The organism is Pseudarthrobacter sp. MOO14 (assembly GCF_058267675.1).
In genome coordinates, this window is record NZ_CM177849.1 from 1396771 (window position 1) to 1413663 (window position 16893).

The window sequence follows — 16893 nt, forward strand, 5'->3', positions numbered from 1 at the left end:
GCTGCCGCGGTTCTCCATGCACCCACATAACTGGCGCGCAACGGAATATGCGCGGCGGAGGGGAACTGGTGCGTCGCCGGCCGCTCCGGAGGGACCAATGTTCCCTGTTCATTGTCAGTGGCGCGGAGCACAATTGGCCTTGCCTGACCACGAACGGAGCCATCCCATGTCTGAGCACACCAACCCCACCCCCGAGCACGCAGAGAGCCGTGTCCCCCTCCCCGGCTCAGAACGCCCCGCGGCGGCACGGATCCAAAACACCCTGGGTCCTGCCAATCCCGCGCACAGGATCGAGGTCACCGTGATCCTGCGCCGCCAGGAACCGCTGCCGGAGACCTCCAGCGAGCCCGCCCAGCCCCTGACCCGCGACGAACTGGCAGCCCGCCACGGCGCCTCCGACGCTGACCTGAACCTTGCCACCGAGACCTTCACCCGGCTCGGCGCCGAGGTTGTCGAGGCCGACGCCGCCTCCCGCCGCATCCGCCTCGCCGGGACGGTGGAGGTGCTGAGCCGGATCTTCGGCACCAGCCTGGAGGAAGTCACCAGCAGCGGTCCGCACGGCCACGATGTCACCCACCGGCACAGGACCGGTGGGCTGGAGATCCCCGCGGAACTGGACGGCGTTGTCACGGCGGTACTGGGCCTTGATGACCGGCCCCAGGCGCGCGCCCAGTTCCATGCCATTCCGCGGGCGGCGTCCGGGACCAGCTACACACCGCCCGAGCTTGCCCGGATCTACAACTTCCCCGCGGGCGGCGGCGGCGCCGGCCAGACCGTGGCCATCATCGAACTCGGCGGCGGCTTCGCCCAATCCGACCTGGACGCCTACTTCGCCGAACTGGGCATCACCGGGCCCACGGTGCGGGCAGTGGGGGTCGACGGCGCCGCGAACCATCCCGGACAGGACCCCACGGGCGCGGACGGCGAAGTCCTCCTGGACATCGAAGTGGTGGGCGCCCTGGTGCCTCAGGCGGACATTCCGGTCTACTTCGCCCCCAACACCGACGCCGGATTCCTCGACGCCATCATCAACGCCTCCCACGCCGCCCCGGCACCCACGTCCATCAGCATCAGCTGGGGCCAAAGCGAGGACGACTGGACCGCCCAGGCCCGGACAGCCTTCGACCAGGCCCTGGCCGACGCCACGGCACTCGGCGTGACCGTCACCGCCGCCGCCGGGGACAACGGCAGCGCAGACGGCGCCACCGACGGCAAAGACCACGCCGATTTCCCCGCCTCCAGCCCCCACGCGCTGGCCTGCGGCGGAACGCGCCTCGACGCTGACCCCGGAACCGGGACCATCACCTCCGAGACGGTGTGGAACGACGGCCCGCACTCTGCCACCGGAGGCGGCTACAGCGATACCTTCCCCGTCCCCGCGTGGCAGTCCGGCCAGTCCGCGCATCACGGCGGCCACCACCCCGCAGGGCCGAAAGGCCGCGGAGTGCCGGACGTCAGCGCAGTGGCCGACCCCCAGACCGGCTACAAAGTGCGGGTGGACGGCACGGACATGGTCATCGGCGGCACCAGCGCCGTGGCACCGCTCTGGGCGGCACTCATCGCACTCCTGGCGGAGTCCACCAGCCGCACCTTCGGGCAGATCCAGCCGCTGCTGTACCGAAACAAGGCGGCCTTCCGCGACATCACCGCCGGAAACAACGGCACCTACAAGGCCGCCGCCGGCTGGGACCCGTGCACCGGCCTCGGCAGCCCCGACGGAGCTGCGCTCCTCACCGCGATCTCGGCCGGCCCATGACCTGACAGGGCGCCTTCGGCGGCCCTGCGGCGGTCACGTTTCTTAAGCCTTTCTTAGGAACCCTGGGGAAGGATCGAAACAGAGACCACGGACAGAACCCTGTCCGCCGCAGGACCATCCCGGAGGATTCGTGAACGGACCAACCCGAGCCCACAAGACAATAGCCGGCCCCCGCACCATCGCCGCCGCCCGCACCCGGTTCCCCGTGCTCCCCCAGGCCCGGCACTGGCTGCTGCTGGGCGCGCTGCTGTGCGCCGCCGTCGTCGCCCTCGGCTTCACGGTGCAGCTCCTGCCCGGCGACACCGCCGCCGAACTGCACGTGGACCAGGACCTCAGCACGCACCACGTTGCCGTGCTGACCGCCGTCGCGATGGGCATCAACCTCCTGTTCGGCCCGGTGGCAGGCTTGGGCCTGATCGCCGTCATCGCCCTGGTGGTGCTGCTGGTGCGCCGCGACCTGGCCACGGCTGTTGCCTTCGGCGTGGTGGCGTGCTCGGGCTGGGTGGCCAGCGAAGCCTTCAAGCTGATCGTCGCCCGGCAGCGGCCCAACCCGGCGCTGCTGTTCGACCCCCTCTCGCCGGAGACCGGATCCAACAGCTTCCCCAGCGGCCACGTCAGCTTCGCCGTCGCCCTGGCCTTCGCCCTGTACTTCCTGGCCCGGGGCACCCGCTGGTCCAAGCTGGTGGCCGCGGCCGGCGCCGTCGTCGCCGTCATCGTGGCATGGTCCCGGCTGTACGTCGGCGTGCACTACCCCACCGACGTGGCGGCCTCGTTCCTGGCCGCGAGCGCCGCCTTCGTGCTGCTCGCCGGGCTCTGGAACCGCTATGCTCCCCGGCTCTTCGACCGCCTGCCCGCCGCGCTCACCACCCCGTCCAGCCGACGCTAAAGGACCCCCATGCACAGCTTCCTCACCCCTGACCTGGTCACCGCCATGGCCACCACCGGATCACCGTCCCTGCTGGACCCCGCCGGCCTGCTGAGCGGCCTGGGACCGGCAGCCCTGGGCGTGATCGCCGGCATGGTCTTCATCGAATCCGGCGTCCTGTTCCCGTTCCTGCCCGGGGATTCGCTGCTCTTCACCGCCGGGCTCCTGCACCAGCAGCTGCAGCTGGCCCTCCCCGTCCTGATCGGCGTGATCACGGCCGCCGCCATCGCCGGCGACCAGGTGGGCTACCTGCTGGGACGTCGGTTCGGCCGGCGCTGGTTCAAGGACGACGCCAAGGTCCTGAAGACCGCCCACCTCACCGCCACCGAGGACTTCTTCCGCCGGCACGGTGGCGCTGCCGTGGTGCTGGCCCGCTTCGTCCCCATCATCAGGACGTTCGCCCCGCTGACCGCCGGCACCGCCCGCTACGGGTACAAGGCCTTCACGCTGTGGAACATTGTGGGAGCCGCCGCCTGGGCCACGTCCGTGACCCTCCTGGGCACCTGGCTGGGGCACTACGAAATCATCGCCAAGAACATCGACGTCATTGCCGTGCTCATGGTCCTGGTGTCCGTGGTTCCTTGGGCCGTGGAATACCTCAAGCGTCGCCGCGCCAACCGCCGCGCCGCCGCAGACCCGTCCGTAGAGTACGACGACGACGCTTCCGCGGGTGCCCCGCAGCACCTCGACACGGTGGGCAGCAGCGCCCGGCAGGACGAATTCACGGAAGAATAGGCCGCATGACCACCGCGGACCGGCCCTCCTTGCTGCTCGCCGAGGACGATCCCGCGCTGGGGCCACTGATCGCGGAACTGCTGGAGCCGGACTACCGGATCCGGCTCGCTGCCACCGGCCAGGAAGCCCTGCACCTGGGGCTGACGCAGCCCTGGGACGTGATGGTCATTGACCGCGGCCTGCCCGTCATGGACGGACTGGCCGTCATCGCGGCGCTCCGGGCCAAAGGCATCGCCACCCCCATCCTGATCCTCACCGCGCTGGGCGAGACGGACGAGAAGGTCCGCGGGCTGGACACCGGCGCCAACGACTACATGACCAAACCGTTCGACGCCGGCGAGCTGGCGGCGCGGCTGCGCGCACTGACGCGCACCTTTGCTCCGCCCGCGGGACCGGTGGGCATCGGCAGCTGGGACTTCGATCCGGCGTCGCGCGCTGTCCGTTCCGCCTACGGCGAGGTGGTGACGCTGACCGCCAAGGAAGCCGAAGTCCTGGCGGCGCTGGCCGCCGAACCCGGCAGGGTGTTCACCCGCGACGACCTGCTCGCCGCGCATTTCCAGTCCACGGACCAGCCCGGCGTCATCGACACCTACGTCCACCACCTGCGCCGCAAGATCTCCCGGACCGTCATCCGCACCGTCCACGGCGTGGGCTACCAGATCGGCGACCCCTCATGACCTCTTCCTCTTCCGGTGTTGGCTCCTCCGGCCCTGGCTCCACCGGCGTGTCCCACTCCGGCTCCGGGGACGCGGACCAGGACATCCTCCGCCGCGCGTCGCTGAGGGTGGCACTGCGGATCAGCGCCGGCGTGGCCGTCCTGGTGCTGGTGCTGCTTACCGCCGCCACGGTGTGCCTCATGAACAAGCTGGCCCATCCCACGCCGCCCGGTTCCACCGCCGGCAAGGCCTACACCTACCTGGATTCGAAGGACCTGATCGAGGGCATGATCCTGGCCGGGCTGGGGGGCATCGTGCTGGCCGGTGTGGTGGGCTGGATCAGCGCCCGCAGTGCCATCCGGCCGCTGGGCGAGGCCCTGGCCAGGCAACGGCGCTTCGTCCAGGACGCCAGCCATGAACTCCGCACCCCGCTGGCGATCCTTGATACCCGTATCCAGCTGGCGCAGCGCAAGGCCGAGCCCGGGTCCGAGCCGGCGCAGGCGTTGGCGAAGATCCGGGAGGACACGGCCACGCTGACGGGCATCGTCAACGAACTCCTGTTGGCGGCGACCGGATCCCCCGGCGGATCCGCCGGCGCGTCCGGGGACGTTGTCCCGGAGCCGGTGGACGTCGCGGCGGTTGCCCGGTCCGCCGCCGAAAGTCTCCAGGGCCTGGCCGGCCAACAGGGCGTCCGGCTGGACTTCTCCGGGGCCGGCATGGCGTGGGTGCGCGCGGATCCCGGCTCGCTGCGGCGCGCCATCCTGGCCCTAGCCGATAACGCGCTGGCCCACACCCCCTCCGGCGGAAGCATCACCATCAGCACCAGTGTTGAGGGATCGCGGGCCGTGGTCCTGGTGGCAGACACCGGAACCGGGATCACCGGCGTGGACCCCGGCCGGATCTTTGACCGGTTCGTCCGCGCCCCGGGGTTGGACGGATCCGGGGGCAGGCGCAGCTTTGGCATAGGCCTGGCCCTGGTCCGCGACATCGCCACCGCAGCCGGCGGCACCGTGGACGTACAGCGGACCGGATCCGACGGCACGACCATGAGGCTGGCACTGCCGCTGGCGCGGGACTGAAGGGCGGGCTGAACGAACGGATTGGAAGCATGCAGTCTGGGTATTGACCCCTCACTTGTTTTTTGCAAGTATCGTGGTTATCCACTCCATCTTGGGAAATGAGACTGTGATGACCGCAATGTTCGTAAACCTGCCGGTGACTGACCTGGAGCGCGCCAAGGCGTTCTATACGGCGGTGGGTTTCACCATCAACCCGCTCTTCACTGACCACAACGCCGCATGCGTGGTGGTGGAGGAAGACCACAGCTATTTCATGCTCCTGGTCCGCGAGTACTTCCAGACCTTCAGCGACCGGCCCATCGGCGACCCGTCCGCGACCGTATCGGCCACCACCGCAATCTTCCTGGAGAGCCGGGATGCAGTGGACGCCAGCGTTGCCAGTGGCCTGGCAGCAGGCGGGACCGAGGCCCAGCCCGCTTCCGATTACGGCTTCATGTACCAGCGCCAGCTGACGGACCCGGACGGCAACATCCTTGAGTTTGGCTACATGGAAGCCGCTGCCGCCGAACAGGGCCCGGAAGCCTTCATGAACCAGCAGGCCTGAGGTTCATGGCCGCACGCGACTACGGACAGTACTCGGGCATCACGCGGGCCATGGAGATCGTCGGCGAACGGTGGGCCCTGCTGATCGTCCGCGACCTGCTCGTAGGGCCGCGCCGCTACGGTGAGCTCGCCGAGGGCCTGCCACGGATCCCGAGCAATATCCTGGCCGCGCGGCTCAAGGAACTGCAGGCGGCCGGCGTGATCCGCCGTGCGCCACGCTCGCGGGTCATCGTCTACGAGCTCACGCCGTACGGACGGGAACTCGAACCGGTGGTCCTCGCGCTGGGCGCCTGGGGCTTCAAGGCCATGGGCGATCCACGCGAGGACCAGATCATCAGCCCCGACTCGATGACCATGGACCTGCGCACCGCGTTCCGGCCGGATGTGGCGGCCGCCCTTCCTGTCACGGCCTATGCGGCCCACTTTGGTTCCGCCGACCTTTTGATCAGGGTCCAGGGACCGAGCCTCGACGTCATTCGCGGTGACGGCGCGGCGGACCTCGCCTTTTCCACCGGGCCGGACATCCGGCTGCTCATCTCCGGCGACATGGCACCAGACCGCGCGATCGAAAGCGGCGTGGTCCGGGTGCTGAGCGGGCCGGGAGACCTCCTCCGCCGCTTTGCGGACACCTTCCACCTGGCGGCCTGACAGTGTGCGGCGGCTCCTTGTGGCTGAGGCCCACCCAGCTAACGGGGCGTCATGGGGCACGTCGCGGGCCGGCGTCGTGCGTCAACGGCCGGCGAAGAACTCCTTGACCAGCCTTTTGGGTGCCCGGGCCGCCCAGGCTTCCACCAGGATCTCCGCCAGCTCTTCGCGTGACATCTCGCCAAGCCGGGACTCCTGCACCAGGACGGCGTTGTACCCGTTGAAGTGGGGCACGGTGAAGAACGGAAGCGACGGGTCCTCCACCAGGGCTGACTTCGCGGCATCGTCCGGGACCACGATGACCAGCAGGTCCTGGTACGGCTCGCCGGATTCCGGATTAATCGCCGTCTTGTGCGGGGTCCGGTACAGCAAGAAGCCCCGGCCCTTGGGTCCGTGCGGCACTTTGTAGGTGGGACGGTCACCCCAGGAGGTCCCCAGCACAACCTCGGGAAGGCCCCTGCAGATGGCATCAATGTCGCCCAGTGTTGCCTTGCGCTCCATCGCCACAACGTAGCCCCGCGCCGTGACCGGCCGCAATGCCCTGCGCCGGGCTCCTACTCGGTGGCGCCCAGGAACTCCGCCACCAGCGGCTGCCCACAATTTTCCACCACGGCAAGGGCGTGCGCCGCGTTGGCCTGCCGGGCCAGGACCGAGAGTTCGTCGGCCGGCTCGGGGGACGACGCGACCGCATCCAGGTCCCGGGCCACGCCCTCCAGCGCGGACTTCAGCGCCTCCCGGTTCGCCTCTATGGCGGACTGGATGTGCTGGAGCAGCAGGGACATGTCGCGCCGGTGGTCCAGCAGGAGCTCGCCCCAGATGCCTTCGGGCGCCGCCGCGGCCAGGCGCTGAAGGTCCGGTTCGCCGGGAACGCCCCACTCTGCGGCGACCGCGGCGGCCTCGATATTGCGGGCGAGGGTCTCGAAGCGGAGCTTCTCCAGGACGGCTTCCAGGTCCGCGGATGTGAACGTTAACCATTGGGTTTTGCCCGTGCCCAGGTACAGGAGCTGCGTTTCCAAGCGGAAATTCAACAGCTCGAGTTGCCGTCTTTCGCGCCACAACGTCGCGGAAAGTCCATCTGCCCCCAATGGTTCCCCAATCACTATGGAGTTCTGCCGCCGCGGAGATGCGAAATCCGCGCCGTCTTTTGCATGACAGTACACGTAATGGGTCGCTTTGAGGTGATAGTCTTCGCTCAGTGCTGCGCGGCAGCACCATCACTACAGTCTCGTGGGGGGACTTTTTTTGGATCGCGAACACCGCAACGAGCTGGTCCTCCAGCACCTCCCCTTAGTGGGTTATCTGGTTTCCGAGGTGTGCGCCAAAGCCTCCCATTTGTCGCGTGACGACCTCGCGTCGGTGGGGTCCATCGCGCTGATCACGTCCGCGGAGTCCTTCGATCCTGCCCTGGGCGTTCCCTTCGGAGCCTTCGCCCGCCGTCGTATCATCGGTGCCTTCGCGGACGAGATGCGCTCCCAGGACTGGGCCACACGCTCGGCCCGCAAACGCATCAAGGAAACCATGGCCGTGGAGGAAACCCTGCGCGGACTCCTGGGCCGGAACCCCACGGTGTCGGAGATGGCGTCATCCCTCGGAGTGGAGCGAAGCGTGGTGGAAGCCGCCCTGGCCGACGCCGCCCGGACCCTCACTCCGCTGGACGACGTCATTGTGGAAACGTTCGCTGCGGAAACGGCGTCCCCCGAACACGCAGTGCTGGCGGATGAACGCGTCAAGTACCTTCGCGCCGCCGTCACGGCGCTGCCCGCCAAGATGCGCTACGTGGTGGAAGAGATCTACCTCGCCGGCCGCACCGTCAAGGAGCTTGCCGCCGAACTCGGATCCACCCACGCCGCCGTCTCCCAGCAGCGTGCAGAAGCCATCCGGCTGATGCGCGACGGCCTGGCCGCGCACTACGCCGACGACCCCGGCACCACCCACGCGCCGGAGTCACGAATCAACGCCCGCCGCCGGAACGACTACATGGCCCAAATGGGCGCCGCCACCCACGGCGGCATCACGCGCCCGGTCCTCTCGGCGTAAGGCTTTCCGCCGCACGTGCCAGGGACCCAACCCCGGCGGAAGCGTCAGTCCGCGGGCGGGAGGAACGCCTTCAGGAGCTCTTCGGTTTCCGGGCCCGCCTGCGCTGCTGCGACGTTTGCTGCTGCGATGGCTTCCACCACCTCGCTGCGCTGGATGGTGACGCCGCGGGGGGCTTCGATCCCGATCCGCACGCCGTCGCCGCGCCCCTCCATGACGGTGATGACAATGTCATCCCCGATCATGATTTTCTCGCCCGGCTTGCGCGTCAGAACCAACATGTACTCAATCTACCTTTCTGCCGTCCAGCCAACCGACGGGCAGCCCCAAACCGTGCACTGTTCCCGGGGTCAGGGTGTCCTGCGAACCCACGACGGCGAGCGCGTCCACAGCGGTCAGGTTCCGCAGTGCCGTCAGCCAGGCAGCGGTATCGTCGGTTTTCCGGCGGGCGTCCGCCACCACCCAGGCCTGGTCAGCGCCGAGGCTTGCGATCACGGCTGCGTGGCCTGCGACGTCGCGCGGGCTGCCCAGCCCGAACGCCAGCAGCACCGCCTGCCCGGTGGCCACGGCCGAGGCGCGCGCCGCCGTCGCGCCCTGCCGGTCCGCCACGTGCAGGTGGCCGAACGCGGTCAGCTTGCCGCTGGTCCGGACATCGCAGCCCCCCGCGGCCAGGGACATCTCCAGGGCCGGGCCCAGGGCGTCGTCGCCAAGCCCCAGGAGCAGCACCAGGTCCCCGGCACCGGTGAGCGGTGCCGGAGCTTTCGGACGGGTCTTTGCCTGGCCAACGGCCTCACCCGGAGCACCTGCGGGAAGCGCCGGGGAAGGTTCGACGGCGGCAAGCGGCTTGCCGTATTCGGCACCCAGCTGCGCTAACAGTCCGGCGAAGTCGGCCCGCGCCGTCGAAACCGGCACGGGCTCCACGGGCTCCGCGGCTTGCGCGGCAGCGGACGGGACGTGCGGAGAACCTGAAGCAGCGCCAAGCCCGCCACCCCGGCCGTGGAGCCGCAGCTCGCTCTGGTCCGCCTGCTCCAGCAGGGCGGCAATAGCGGGGCGCCGGAGTCCGGCGTGGGCGTTGGCAGCCGTGCCCGGTGCCGGCGTCGCGGTTGCCAAAGGCGCCTGCACAGACGCGCCAACGCCAGCGGAGGCAGCACCGTCCGGCACCTCCACCGTGGCCTCGAACCGGTCCTTGGCGAACAGGCCGCCGAACCCGGGGTTGGTCACTTTCTCGGCCGCGACAATCCGGGCGCCGGGCCCGTACTGGGCCACGGCCTTGTCCCGGATGGCCTCCAGCGAGGACCCCTTAAGCCTGAATTGCTTCGGCATGCCGCACCACCCCCATCGTCTCGATGCCCACGTTCGCGGCTGTCACCTCGCGGTAGGACAAAACCTGCACGCCGCCGTCGGGCCCTGCCACCAGCCGCCGCACCGCCGGCCGCAGCGCCGGCGCGCACACCAGCACCGGCTGCCGCCCCGCCGCCGCGGCGGATTCCATGGATTGCTTGACCGAGCCCAGCACGGCGTCGAGCCGGGCCTGGTTCATGACGATCTGCGTGCCGCCCTCCCCCGGGCGGAGGTCCTCCAGCATGGACTGCTCCAGCAGCGGATCGATCATGATCACGTGCAGCACCCCGCCGTCCAGGAACTTCGCGGCCAGCGCCGGGCCCAGCGACTGCCGGGCCGCCTCGATCAGCGCCTCGGGATCAGTGGAAGCTTTCGCCCGCAGCGCCAGGGCCTCGTAGATGCGTGGGAGGTCGTTGATGGGGACTTGCTCCTCCAGCAGGCCCTGCAGCACCCGCTGGATCTCCGCCAGGGACAGCAGCCCCGGGGTGAGTTCCTCCACGGCCGCCGGGCTCAGCTTCCGGACACCTTCGGTGAGCACCCGGACGTCCTCCCGCGAGAGCAGCCGCGCCGCGTTGGCCGTAACGATCGAGGACAGGTGCGTCACCAGCACCGAGACGCGGTCGATCACGGTGGCGCCGGTCATTTCCGCGCTGTGCCGCATCTCGGACGGGATCCACTTGCCGGCCAGCCCGAACACGGGTTCCACGGTGGAGGCGCCGGGCAGGGCGTCCAGGAAGTCGCCCAAGGCCAGCATCCGCCCGGCCGGGGCGGTGCCGCGGCCGGCCTCCACCCCGGCGATCCGGATCACGTAGGTGGCCGGTGGCAGCTCCACGCTGTCCCGGGTGCGGACAGGCGGGATGACCAGCCCCAGGTCCATGGCGATCTTATGCCGCAGGGAACGCACCCGGGCCAGCAGGTCATCCGAGGCTCCGGAGACGATGTCCACCAGGTCCGGGGCCAGCAGGATCTCCACCGGGTGGACCCGCATGTCCTCGAGCAGACGCTCGTTCGGGTCCTCCTCCGGCAGCAGCGAGGCTTCCTCCGCCGCCGCCGCGTCGGCCCGGGCCTTCTGGTCTGCGGCCAGCCGCCGCGAACCGAACAGCAGCAGCGCGGCCACCAGCAGGAACGGCAGGATGGGCATGCCCGGGATGAAGGCCATGGCGGCCGCGGCCAGCCCTGCGATCATCATGGCCGTGGGCGACTGCATCAGCTGGGAGGACGCGGTCTTGCCCATGTCCTCCTCGGCGTTGGACCGGGTGACGATCATGCCGGTGGACACGGCCATGAGCAGCGCGGGGATCTGCGTGACCAGGCCATCGCCCATGGTCAGCAGCCCGAAGGTGCCCAGCGCATCCCCCACGTTCATGCCGCGTTGCAGCACCCCGATGGCAATGCCGCCGATGAAGTTGATGATGATAATGATGATGCCCGCGATCGCATCGCCCTTGACGAACTTGGACGCACCATCCATGGCGCCGTAGAAGTCCGCCTCCGCCGAGACGTCCGCGCGCCGGCTGCGGGCCTGCGCGTCCGTGATGAGGCCGGCGTTCAGGTCCGCGTCGATGGCCATCTGCTTGCCGGGCATGGCGTCCAGGGTGAACCTGGCACCCACCTCCGCCACGCGCTCGGCACCCTTGGTGACCACCACGAACTGGATGACCACCAGGATCAGGAACACCACCGCGCCAATGATCATGGACCCGCCCACCGTGACATGGCCGAACGCCTCGATCACCTGCCCCGCGTACCCCTGCCCCAGCACCAGCCGGGTGGAGGCCACGTTGATGCCCAGCCGGAACAGCGTGGCCACCAGCAGCAGCGAGGGGAACACCGAGAAGTCCAGCGGCTTCTTGACGAACATGCTGGTCAGCAGCACCAGCAGCGCCAGCAGGATGTTGCAGACAATCAGGACGTCCAGCAGCGGCGCCGGAACGGGGACCACGAGCAGCAGCACGATGCCCACGATCCCCACCGGAACGGCCAACGGGCCAAGCGGCTTCTTCATGCGGAGGTCCTTTCACGGCGGTCGGGTTCAAGCAGCGCGGCGGTCATGGCACTTCCGCCATCCGGTGCATCCCGCGGGCGGCGCCGCGGGCTTTGAGGGACATCACGAACGCCAGCACCCCGGCCACCGCCCGGTACAGCTCCACCGGGATCTCCTGGCCGAGTCCGCACGCCGAATGCAGCGCCCGGGCCAGCGGGATGTCCTGCACCATGGGCACCTCCTTGGCCTCCGCCTCAGCCCTGATCCGGGCGGCGATGACCCCCGCCCCCTTTGCCACCACCCGCGGAGCCGACGTGCCGGCGTCGTACTTCAACGCCACGGCCACGTGCGTGGGGTTGACCAGCACTACGTCGGCGTCGGCGATGGCGGCGATCATGCGGTTCCGGCTCATGGCCAGCTGCCGGGAACGCCGGTGCGAGCGGATCAGGGGGTCGCCCTCGGTGTTCTTGTTCTCGTCCGTGACTTCCTTCTTGGACATCCGCGTCTTCTTGCGGTTGCGGCGCATCACCACCAGCACGTCAGCGGCCGCCAGCACCAGGCCCGCCGCCACGGCGAACTGCACCAGGGAGCCGATGCCGTCCGTGGCCGCGGCGATCACCCCGGACACCGGCAGCCCGCCGGCGGTGAGCAGCACAGGGATAAGGCGCTGGACCACGAAATAGAGGACGACGCCGACGACGGCCGCCTTCAGGAGCGCCTTCAGCCCGCCCCACACGGCCTGCATCCCGAAGAGCCGCTTGAGCCCGCTGAGCAGGTTGAAATGGCCGAACTCGGGGCGGAACTTCTTGAAATGCACCCCGCCCTGCACGGCGGATCCGGCCAGCACCACCAGGAACACCACCAGCAGCAGGGGCCCCAGGATGCCGGCCAGCGAGCCCAGCCCCAGTTCCAGGGCGTGCAGGGCCTTGCCGGGGTCCGGGCTTTCCATCACGGAACGGATGCTGAACACCTGGTCCACGGCGGCGTTGGCGGCCCGGTCGATGGTGGCCGGCAGCATCACGGCGCCGGCACCGACACCCAGCCAGGCGGTGAGGTCCTGCGAGCGGCTGAGCTGGCCCTTGGACCGGACCTCGCGCATCCGCTTGTCCGTGGCCTGCTCGGTGCGCTCCTGCGAGTCCGCCATTCAGCCCACCCCCATCAGCGTGTTGACGGCTTGCCCCGCGAGGACGGCCACGATCCGCGGCAGCCCCAGGAACAGGAAACCCGCCAGGGCCAGGGTGAGCAGGATCTTCAGCGGGAAACCGAGCGCGAACGCGTTCAGGGCCGGCGCCACGCGGGTCAGCAGGCCCAGGCCGACGTCGGCCAGCAGCAGGACCACCATCAGTGGCCCGGCGATCTGCACCGCGCACAGGAACATCCCGGTGACGGCCTGGACCATTGCCTGGGCGGGCCGGGCGAGGTCGATTCCGCCGGCCAGGGGGAACGCCGTGAAGCTGCCGGTGAGGCCGCCGATCACCAGCTGGTAGCCGTCCGAGGCGAACAGCAGGGCCAGCGCCGCCATCTGCAGGAGCCGGGTGAACTGGGCGCCGTTGACCATCATCTGGGGATCGAACGCCTGGGCCATCTGGAATCCGCTGGAGAGGTCGATCAGGCTGCCCGCGGACTGGACGGCGGCGAACACCAGGTACACCAGGAACCCCAGGGCCAGGCCGGTGGCCAGCTCCAGGACGATCGCGGTGAGGAACCCGGCCGTATCCAGGGGCACGTACCCGGCTGCCAGGCGCCCGGACACGGCAAGGCCCAGCCCGATGCCCAGCATGGCCTTGACCTGCGCCGGGATGGCCTGGTGCGCGAACGGCGGCGCCACCACCAGGAACGCGACCATCCGGACGGAGGCCAGCAGCATCACTTCCAGCCAGCCCTGGTCGATGGGGATGTTCACGCTCCCCCGATCAACCCGGGCAGGCGGGCGAAAAGCTCGTTGGTGAAGGAGACCATCTCGGTGATCATCCAGTGCGCGCACACCACCAGGGCGATGGCCACCGCCACGGCCTTGGGCACGAAGGACAGGGTGGCTTCCTGGAGCTGGGTGATGGACTGCAGCAGCGAGATGGCCAGGCCCACCACCAGCGCGGTGACCAGCACGGGTGCGGAGAGCTTGGCCGCCACGATCATGGCCTGGAGGCAGATGTCCAGGACGGCGTTGGTATCCATCAGCCGTAGCTCTGGATCAGGGAGGTGATGACCAGTCCCCAGCCGTCCACCAGGATGAACAGCAGGATCTTGAACGGCAGCGAGATCATCACCGGCGGCAGCATCATCATGCCCATGGACATCAGGGCGGCGGAGACCACCAGGTCGATCACCAGGAACGGGATGAAGATGACGAACCCGATGATGAACGCCGCCCGCAGCTCGGAGATCATGAACGCCGGGATGAGGGTCTGCAGCGGCACCGACTCCGGGTTGGCCGGGTTGGCCATCTTGGCTGCCCGCGTCATCAGGGCGATGTCCTCCTGCCGGGTGTGGCCCAGCATGAACCGCTGCAGCGGCGCGGCACCGGCGGACACGGCCCCGCCGAAGTCGATGCTGCCGTTCAGGTACGGCTGCACCGCGGCGGTGTTGATGTCCTGGATCACCGGCCACATGATGAACAGGGACAGGAACAGGGCCAGCCCGGCAAGCACCTGGTTGGGCGGGATGGACGGCAGCGACAGGGCGTTCCGGGTCATGGCCAGCACCACGAAGATCTTGGTGAAGGACGTCATCATCAGCAGCAGCGCCGGCGCCACGGACAGCAGGGTGATGCCGATCAGGGTGACCACGGCGGTGGAGGGCTGGCCGTCCAGGCCGTTGATGTTGATGCTCACGTTGCCGTTGCCCGGTTCGGCGGGGGCCGCGGGCGGGGTGGGCGTGGGCACCGGGACGGGGGCGGCGTGCGCGGGGGTTCCGGCCAGGGCGGCGCCCAGCCAGAGGACGACGACGGCGAGCAGCACCGCCGCGACGGCGGCCGCCAGCAGCCGGGTTGCCGTGGCGGCCTGGCGGGGCCGCGGGCGGGCGGCCGCGGTTCCGGTCAACTCCGGCGTCCGCGGAGCGCTTCGGCGGCCTGCCGCCAGGTGGAACCGGCCAGGAGGGAGCCGTGCAGCTTCGACGCCGGCACACCGGGACCGGACACCCTGGATCCGGGCAGGGCCGCGGGGCCCACGCGGCGGTGCAGCTCGGCCCGGCGGGGCATGCCCGCCGCCTCCTGGAACACGGCGGCGAAACTCTCCGACGGCGCCGCCGCCACCCGCCCGGGTGCCGGGAGCGCGGCCCGCTGCTCCGGCGTCGTGATGTCCACTGCTTCCACCGGGATCTCCCCGGCATGCAGGACGTTGATGCTGTGTTCGGTGACGCCGAGCAGGAAGCGCTTGTCCCCGGCGTCGATCACCACCACGGAGGCCTTCTGGCCCACGCTCTGGCGGCTGACCACGCTCAGGGTGCCGTTGGCGCGGCGGCGGCCGTGGCCTTTTGCCTTGCCCAGGCGGCGCTGCAGGTACCACATCAGGCCCAGCACCGCACCAAGGGCCACGAGCACGCGCAGCCCCAGGATGACTGAATCCATCTACCCCAGTCCCTCGGCGGTATCCAGGATGCGGGTGATGCGGACGGCGTAGTCCTGGTCCACCACCACCACTTCCCCGTGGGCGATCAGGCGGCCGTTGAGCAGGACGTCGGCGGGGGCACCGGCGGAGCGGTCCAGTTCAATGACCTTGCCCGGTTCCAGTGCCAAGGCGTCCCGGACGGACATCCTGGTGCGGCCGATCTCCACGGTCAGGGACATTTCCACGTTGCTGATCAGGCTGAGCCGGGCCGGAACGCCGGAATCCCGGCGGGAGCCGCGGCCGGCGTCATGGACGGTGCCGTGCTCGCGCACCCGCACCGCGAACCAGCCGGCCGGGCTGGTGCCGTCCGTCAGTTCGAACACCGCGGTTTCCGGGTCCGAGAGCAGCCCGGCGGCGTCCTCTTCCCTTAACTCCCCCAGCACGCCGGCGTCGAACACCGCGGCAGCCGCCTCCATGGCGGGGCGCAGGATGTCGACGGCGGACACCAGGCCCGGTGCCCCGCCGCCGGCAGCCGCTCCCGCACCGCCGGCCGCAGCCAGGAACGAACGGTCCGCCAGGACCAGGGCCAGGTCCGCCGTCACGGCGCCCACGAACGTGGCCGCGATGCCCTGCGGCGCGTACGCGGCGGCCGCCAGCGGCGGGACGATGCCGGAAACGGACAGCACCGCCGGATGCGGCAGGTGCAGGGCCAGTTGCTGCGCCGAGGATTCGTGCAGGTTCAAAGTGATGGTCATCGCTGGTTCTCCTCGGTGGTGACAATGACGGCGGCGGCACGGGAACCGTTCCGGGCCGGGGCCGCGGTGGCCAGCCGGGTGCCGTTGATGGTGACGTCGAACGGGCTGTTCTCGCGGTGCGGCAGGGGCAGGATGTCGCCCACGGCCAGGCCAAGGATCTGTCCGGGCGTCACCGGCGCGGACGCCAGCTGCACGGCCACGTCCACCGGCACCTGCGCCACCTGGGCACGGACCAGGGCGCCGGCGTCGGCCGTGGGAACCATCGGGTTGACCGCACCCAGGCCCGGGAGCAGCACGTCCGCCGGGATGGCCAGCGTGGCGGCGCTGTGGTTCTCGCCCACCTTGACGCTGAACGCGGCCACGATCATCAGCTCGCCGGGCGCCGCCGCCTGGGCGAACTGGGAGTTGTACTGGACCACGTCCATGGCCAGCGGCGCGGACAGCAGGGAGCCCAGTGAATAGCGCAGGTCCTCCAGCCCGTCCTCCACCATGCGCCGCACCAGGGCGTGCTCGATCTGGGTGAACTTGCGTTCCGGGACCACCGGGTCCGTGGCGCCGCCCAGCATCCGGCTGATCCAGGACAGGGCGGCGGTGGCCGGGAACTGCAGGACCAGCCGGGATTCGCTGCCTTCGATCCGGCACAGGACCATGGCGGTGACGGCCGGCAGGGAGGCGGCGTATTCGTCGTAGCTCTGCATGCTCAGCTGGTCCAGGGTGGCGGAAGATTTCACCCGGACCTTCGCGGTGAGCTGGGTGCCCCACTGCCGGGCGAATGTTTCAAACGCCACTTCCAGGACCCGGCTGTGCTGCCGGGGCAAGGTGGTGGGCCTGCGGAAATCGTAGACGTCCACGGTCCGTTGCCGTGGCGCCTGCCGGTCCTCCAGTTCACTCACGG

20 protein-coding genes are annotated in these 16893 nt (G+C 69.8%); 8 read left to right on the plus strand and 12 right to left on the minus strand.

All coding sequences use genetic code 11. The features are described from left to right. Positions 1-166: 166 nt before the first annotated feature. From AC4EEV_RS06540 to AC4EEV_RS06570, 7 genes are all read left to right on the plus strand, one after another. Positions 167-1756, plus strand: a complete 1590-nt coding sequence (locus AC4EEV_RS06540; RefSeq protein WP_491330444.1) for a S53 family peptidase — start codon at positions 167-169, stop codon at positions 1754-1756. A gap of 130 nt (positions 1757-1886) precedes the next feature. Beyond that, positions 1887-2642 (plus strand): phosphatase PAP2 family protein, encoded by a 756-nt coding sequence (locus tag AC4EEV_RS06545; protein ID WP_491330445.1) that lies wholly within the window; start codon positions 1887-1889, stop codon positions 2640-2642. 9 nt (positions 2643-2651) lie between these two features. Beyond that, on the plus strand, positions 2652-3416 hold the full coding sequence (locus AC4EEV_RS06550; protein WP_491330446.1) for a DedA family protein: 765 nt from the start codon (positions 2652-2654) through the stop codon (positions 3414-3416). A 5-nt stretch (positions 3417-3421) separates the two neighbouring features. Further along, complete coding sequence (locus AC4EEV_RS06555) at positions 3422-4093, plus strand: response regulator transcription factor (RefSeq protein WP_491330447.1); 672 nt, start codon at positions 3422-3424, stop codon at positions 4091-4093. Next, a complete protein-coding gene (locus tag AC4EEV_RS06560) occupies positions 4090-5151 on the plus strand; it encodes a sensor histidine kinase (protein WP_491330448.1) in 1062 nt (353 codons plus the stop codon). The genes AC4EEV_RS06555 and AC4EEV_RS06560 overlap by 4 nt, the downstream gene beginning before the upstream one ends. A gap of 109 nt (positions 5152-5260) precedes the next feature. Then, the gene (locus AC4EEV_RS06565) at positions 5261-5695 is read left to right on the plus strand and encodes a VOC family protein (RefSeq protein WP_018761641.1); all 435 of its coding nucleotides are present in this window, start codon (positions 5261-5263) and stop codon (positions 5693-5695) included. A gap of 5 nt (positions 5696-5700) precedes the next feature. Further along, on the plus strand, positions 5701-6342 hold the full coding sequence (locus AC4EEV_RS06570) for a winged helix-turn-helix transcriptional regulator (RefSeq protein WP_491330449.1): 642 nt from the start codon (positions 5701-5703) through the stop codon (positions 6340-6342). Between the two features lie 81 nt (positions 6343-6423). Here the strand turns inward: AC4EEV_RS06570 and AC4EEV_RS06575 are convergent, their stop codons facing one another. Both AC4EEV_RS06575 and AC4EEV_RS06580 read right to left on the minus strand, forming a co-directional pair. Continuing rightward, a complete protein-coding gene (locus tag AC4EEV_RS06575) occupies positions 6424-6840 on the minus strand; it encodes an MmcQ/YjbR family DNA-binding protein (RefSeq protein WP_491330450.1) in 417 nt (138 codons plus the stop codon). 53 nt (positions 6841-6893) lie between these two features. Beyond that, the gene (locus AC4EEV_RS06580; RefSeq protein ID WP_491330451.1) at positions 6894-7355 is read right to left on the minus strand and encodes a hypothetical protein; all 462 of its coding nucleotides are present in this window, start codon (positions 7353-7355) and stop codon (positions 6894-6896) included. A 226-nt stretch (positions 7356-7581) separates the two neighbouring features. On the opposite strand from AC4EEV_RS06580, the gene AC4EEV_RS06585 reads away from it, so the two are divergent. Next, on the plus strand, positions 7582-8376 hold the full coding sequence (locus tag AC4EEV_RS06585) for a sigma-70 family RNA polymerase sigma factor (RefSeq protein ID WP_109045322.1): 795 nt from the start codon (positions 7582-7584) through the stop codon (positions 8374-8376). A gap of 44 nt (positions 8377-8420) precedes the next feature. Here AC4EEV_RS06585 and csrA read toward each other — a convergent pair whose 3' ends face one another. The 10 genes from csrA to AC4EEV_RS06635 are packed head-to-tail and all read right to left on the minus strand — an operon-like array spanning position 8421 to position 16891. Beyond that, a complete protein-coding gene (csrA, locus tag AC4EEV_RS06590) occupies positions 8421-8654 on the minus strand; it encodes a carbon storage regulator CsrA (protein WP_109045321.1) in 234 nt (77 codons plus the stop codon). Positions 8655-8658: 4 nt separating this feature from the next. Continuing rightward, positions 8659-9696, minus strand: coding sequence for a hypothetical protein (locus tag AC4EEV_RS06595; protein WP_491330452.1), 1038 nt, complete (start codon positions 9694-9696; stop codon positions 8659-8661). Further along, a complete protein-coding gene (locus tag AC4EEV_RS06600) occupies positions 9674-11719 on the minus strand; it encodes a flagellar biosynthesis protein FlhA (protein WP_491330453.1) in 2046 nt (681 codons plus the stop codon). The genes AC4EEV_RS06595 and AC4EEV_RS06600 overlap by 23 nt, the downstream gene beginning before the upstream one ends. 43 nt (positions 11720-11762) lie before the next feature. Continuing rightward, positions 11763-12842: an EscU/YscU/HrcU family type III secretion system export apparatus switch protein gene (locus tag AC4EEV_RS06605; RefSeq protein ID WP_491330454.1), complete on the minus strand. Its 1080-nt coding sequence runs from the start codon at positions 12840-12842 to the stop codon at positions 11763-11765. Continuing rightward, entirely contained in the window at positions 12843-13601 is a 759-nt protein-coding gene (locus tag AC4EEV_RS06610) for a flagellar biosynthetic protein FliR (RefSeq protein ID WP_491330455.1), read from the minus strand. Beyond that, complete coding sequence (gene fliQ, locus AC4EEV_RS06615) at positions 13598-13873, minus strand: flagellar biosynthesis protein FliQ (RefSeq protein WP_109045316.1); 276 nt, start codon at positions 13871-13873, stop codon at positions 13598-13600. Before fliQ ends, AC4EEV_RS06610 begins: the two co-directional genes overlap by 4 nt. Beyond that, positions 13873-14736 (minus strand): flagellar type III secretion system pore protein FliP, encoded by an 864-nt coding sequence (gene fliP, locus AC4EEV_RS06620; protein WP_491330456.1) that lies wholly within the window; start codon positions 14734-14736, stop codon positions 13873-13875. Before fliP ends, fliQ begins: the two co-directional genes overlap by 1 nt. Then, positions 14733-15263 carry a flagellar biosynthetic protein FliO gene (gene fliO, locus AC4EEV_RS06625; protein ID WP_285319395.1) on the minus strand — a complete coding sequence of 177 codons (531 nt, stop codon included), beginning with the start codon at positions 15261-15263 and terminating at the stop codon, positions 14733-14735. The genes fliP and fliO overlap by 4 nt, the downstream gene beginning before the upstream one ends. Further along, positions 15264-15998: a flagellar motor switch protein FliN gene (fliN, locus tag AC4EEV_RS06630; protein ID WP_109045314.1), complete on the minus strand. Its 735-nt coding sequence runs from the start codon at positions 15996-15998 to the stop codon at positions 15264-15266. Beyond that, entirely contained in the window at positions 15995-16891 is an 897-nt protein-coding gene (locus AC4EEV_RS06635) for a flagellar motor switch protein FliM (protein ID WP_133830482.1), read from the minus strand. Before AC4EEV_RS06635 ends, fliN begins: the two co-directional genes overlap by 4 nt. Between the last annotated feature and the right edge of the window lie 2 nt (positions 16892-16893).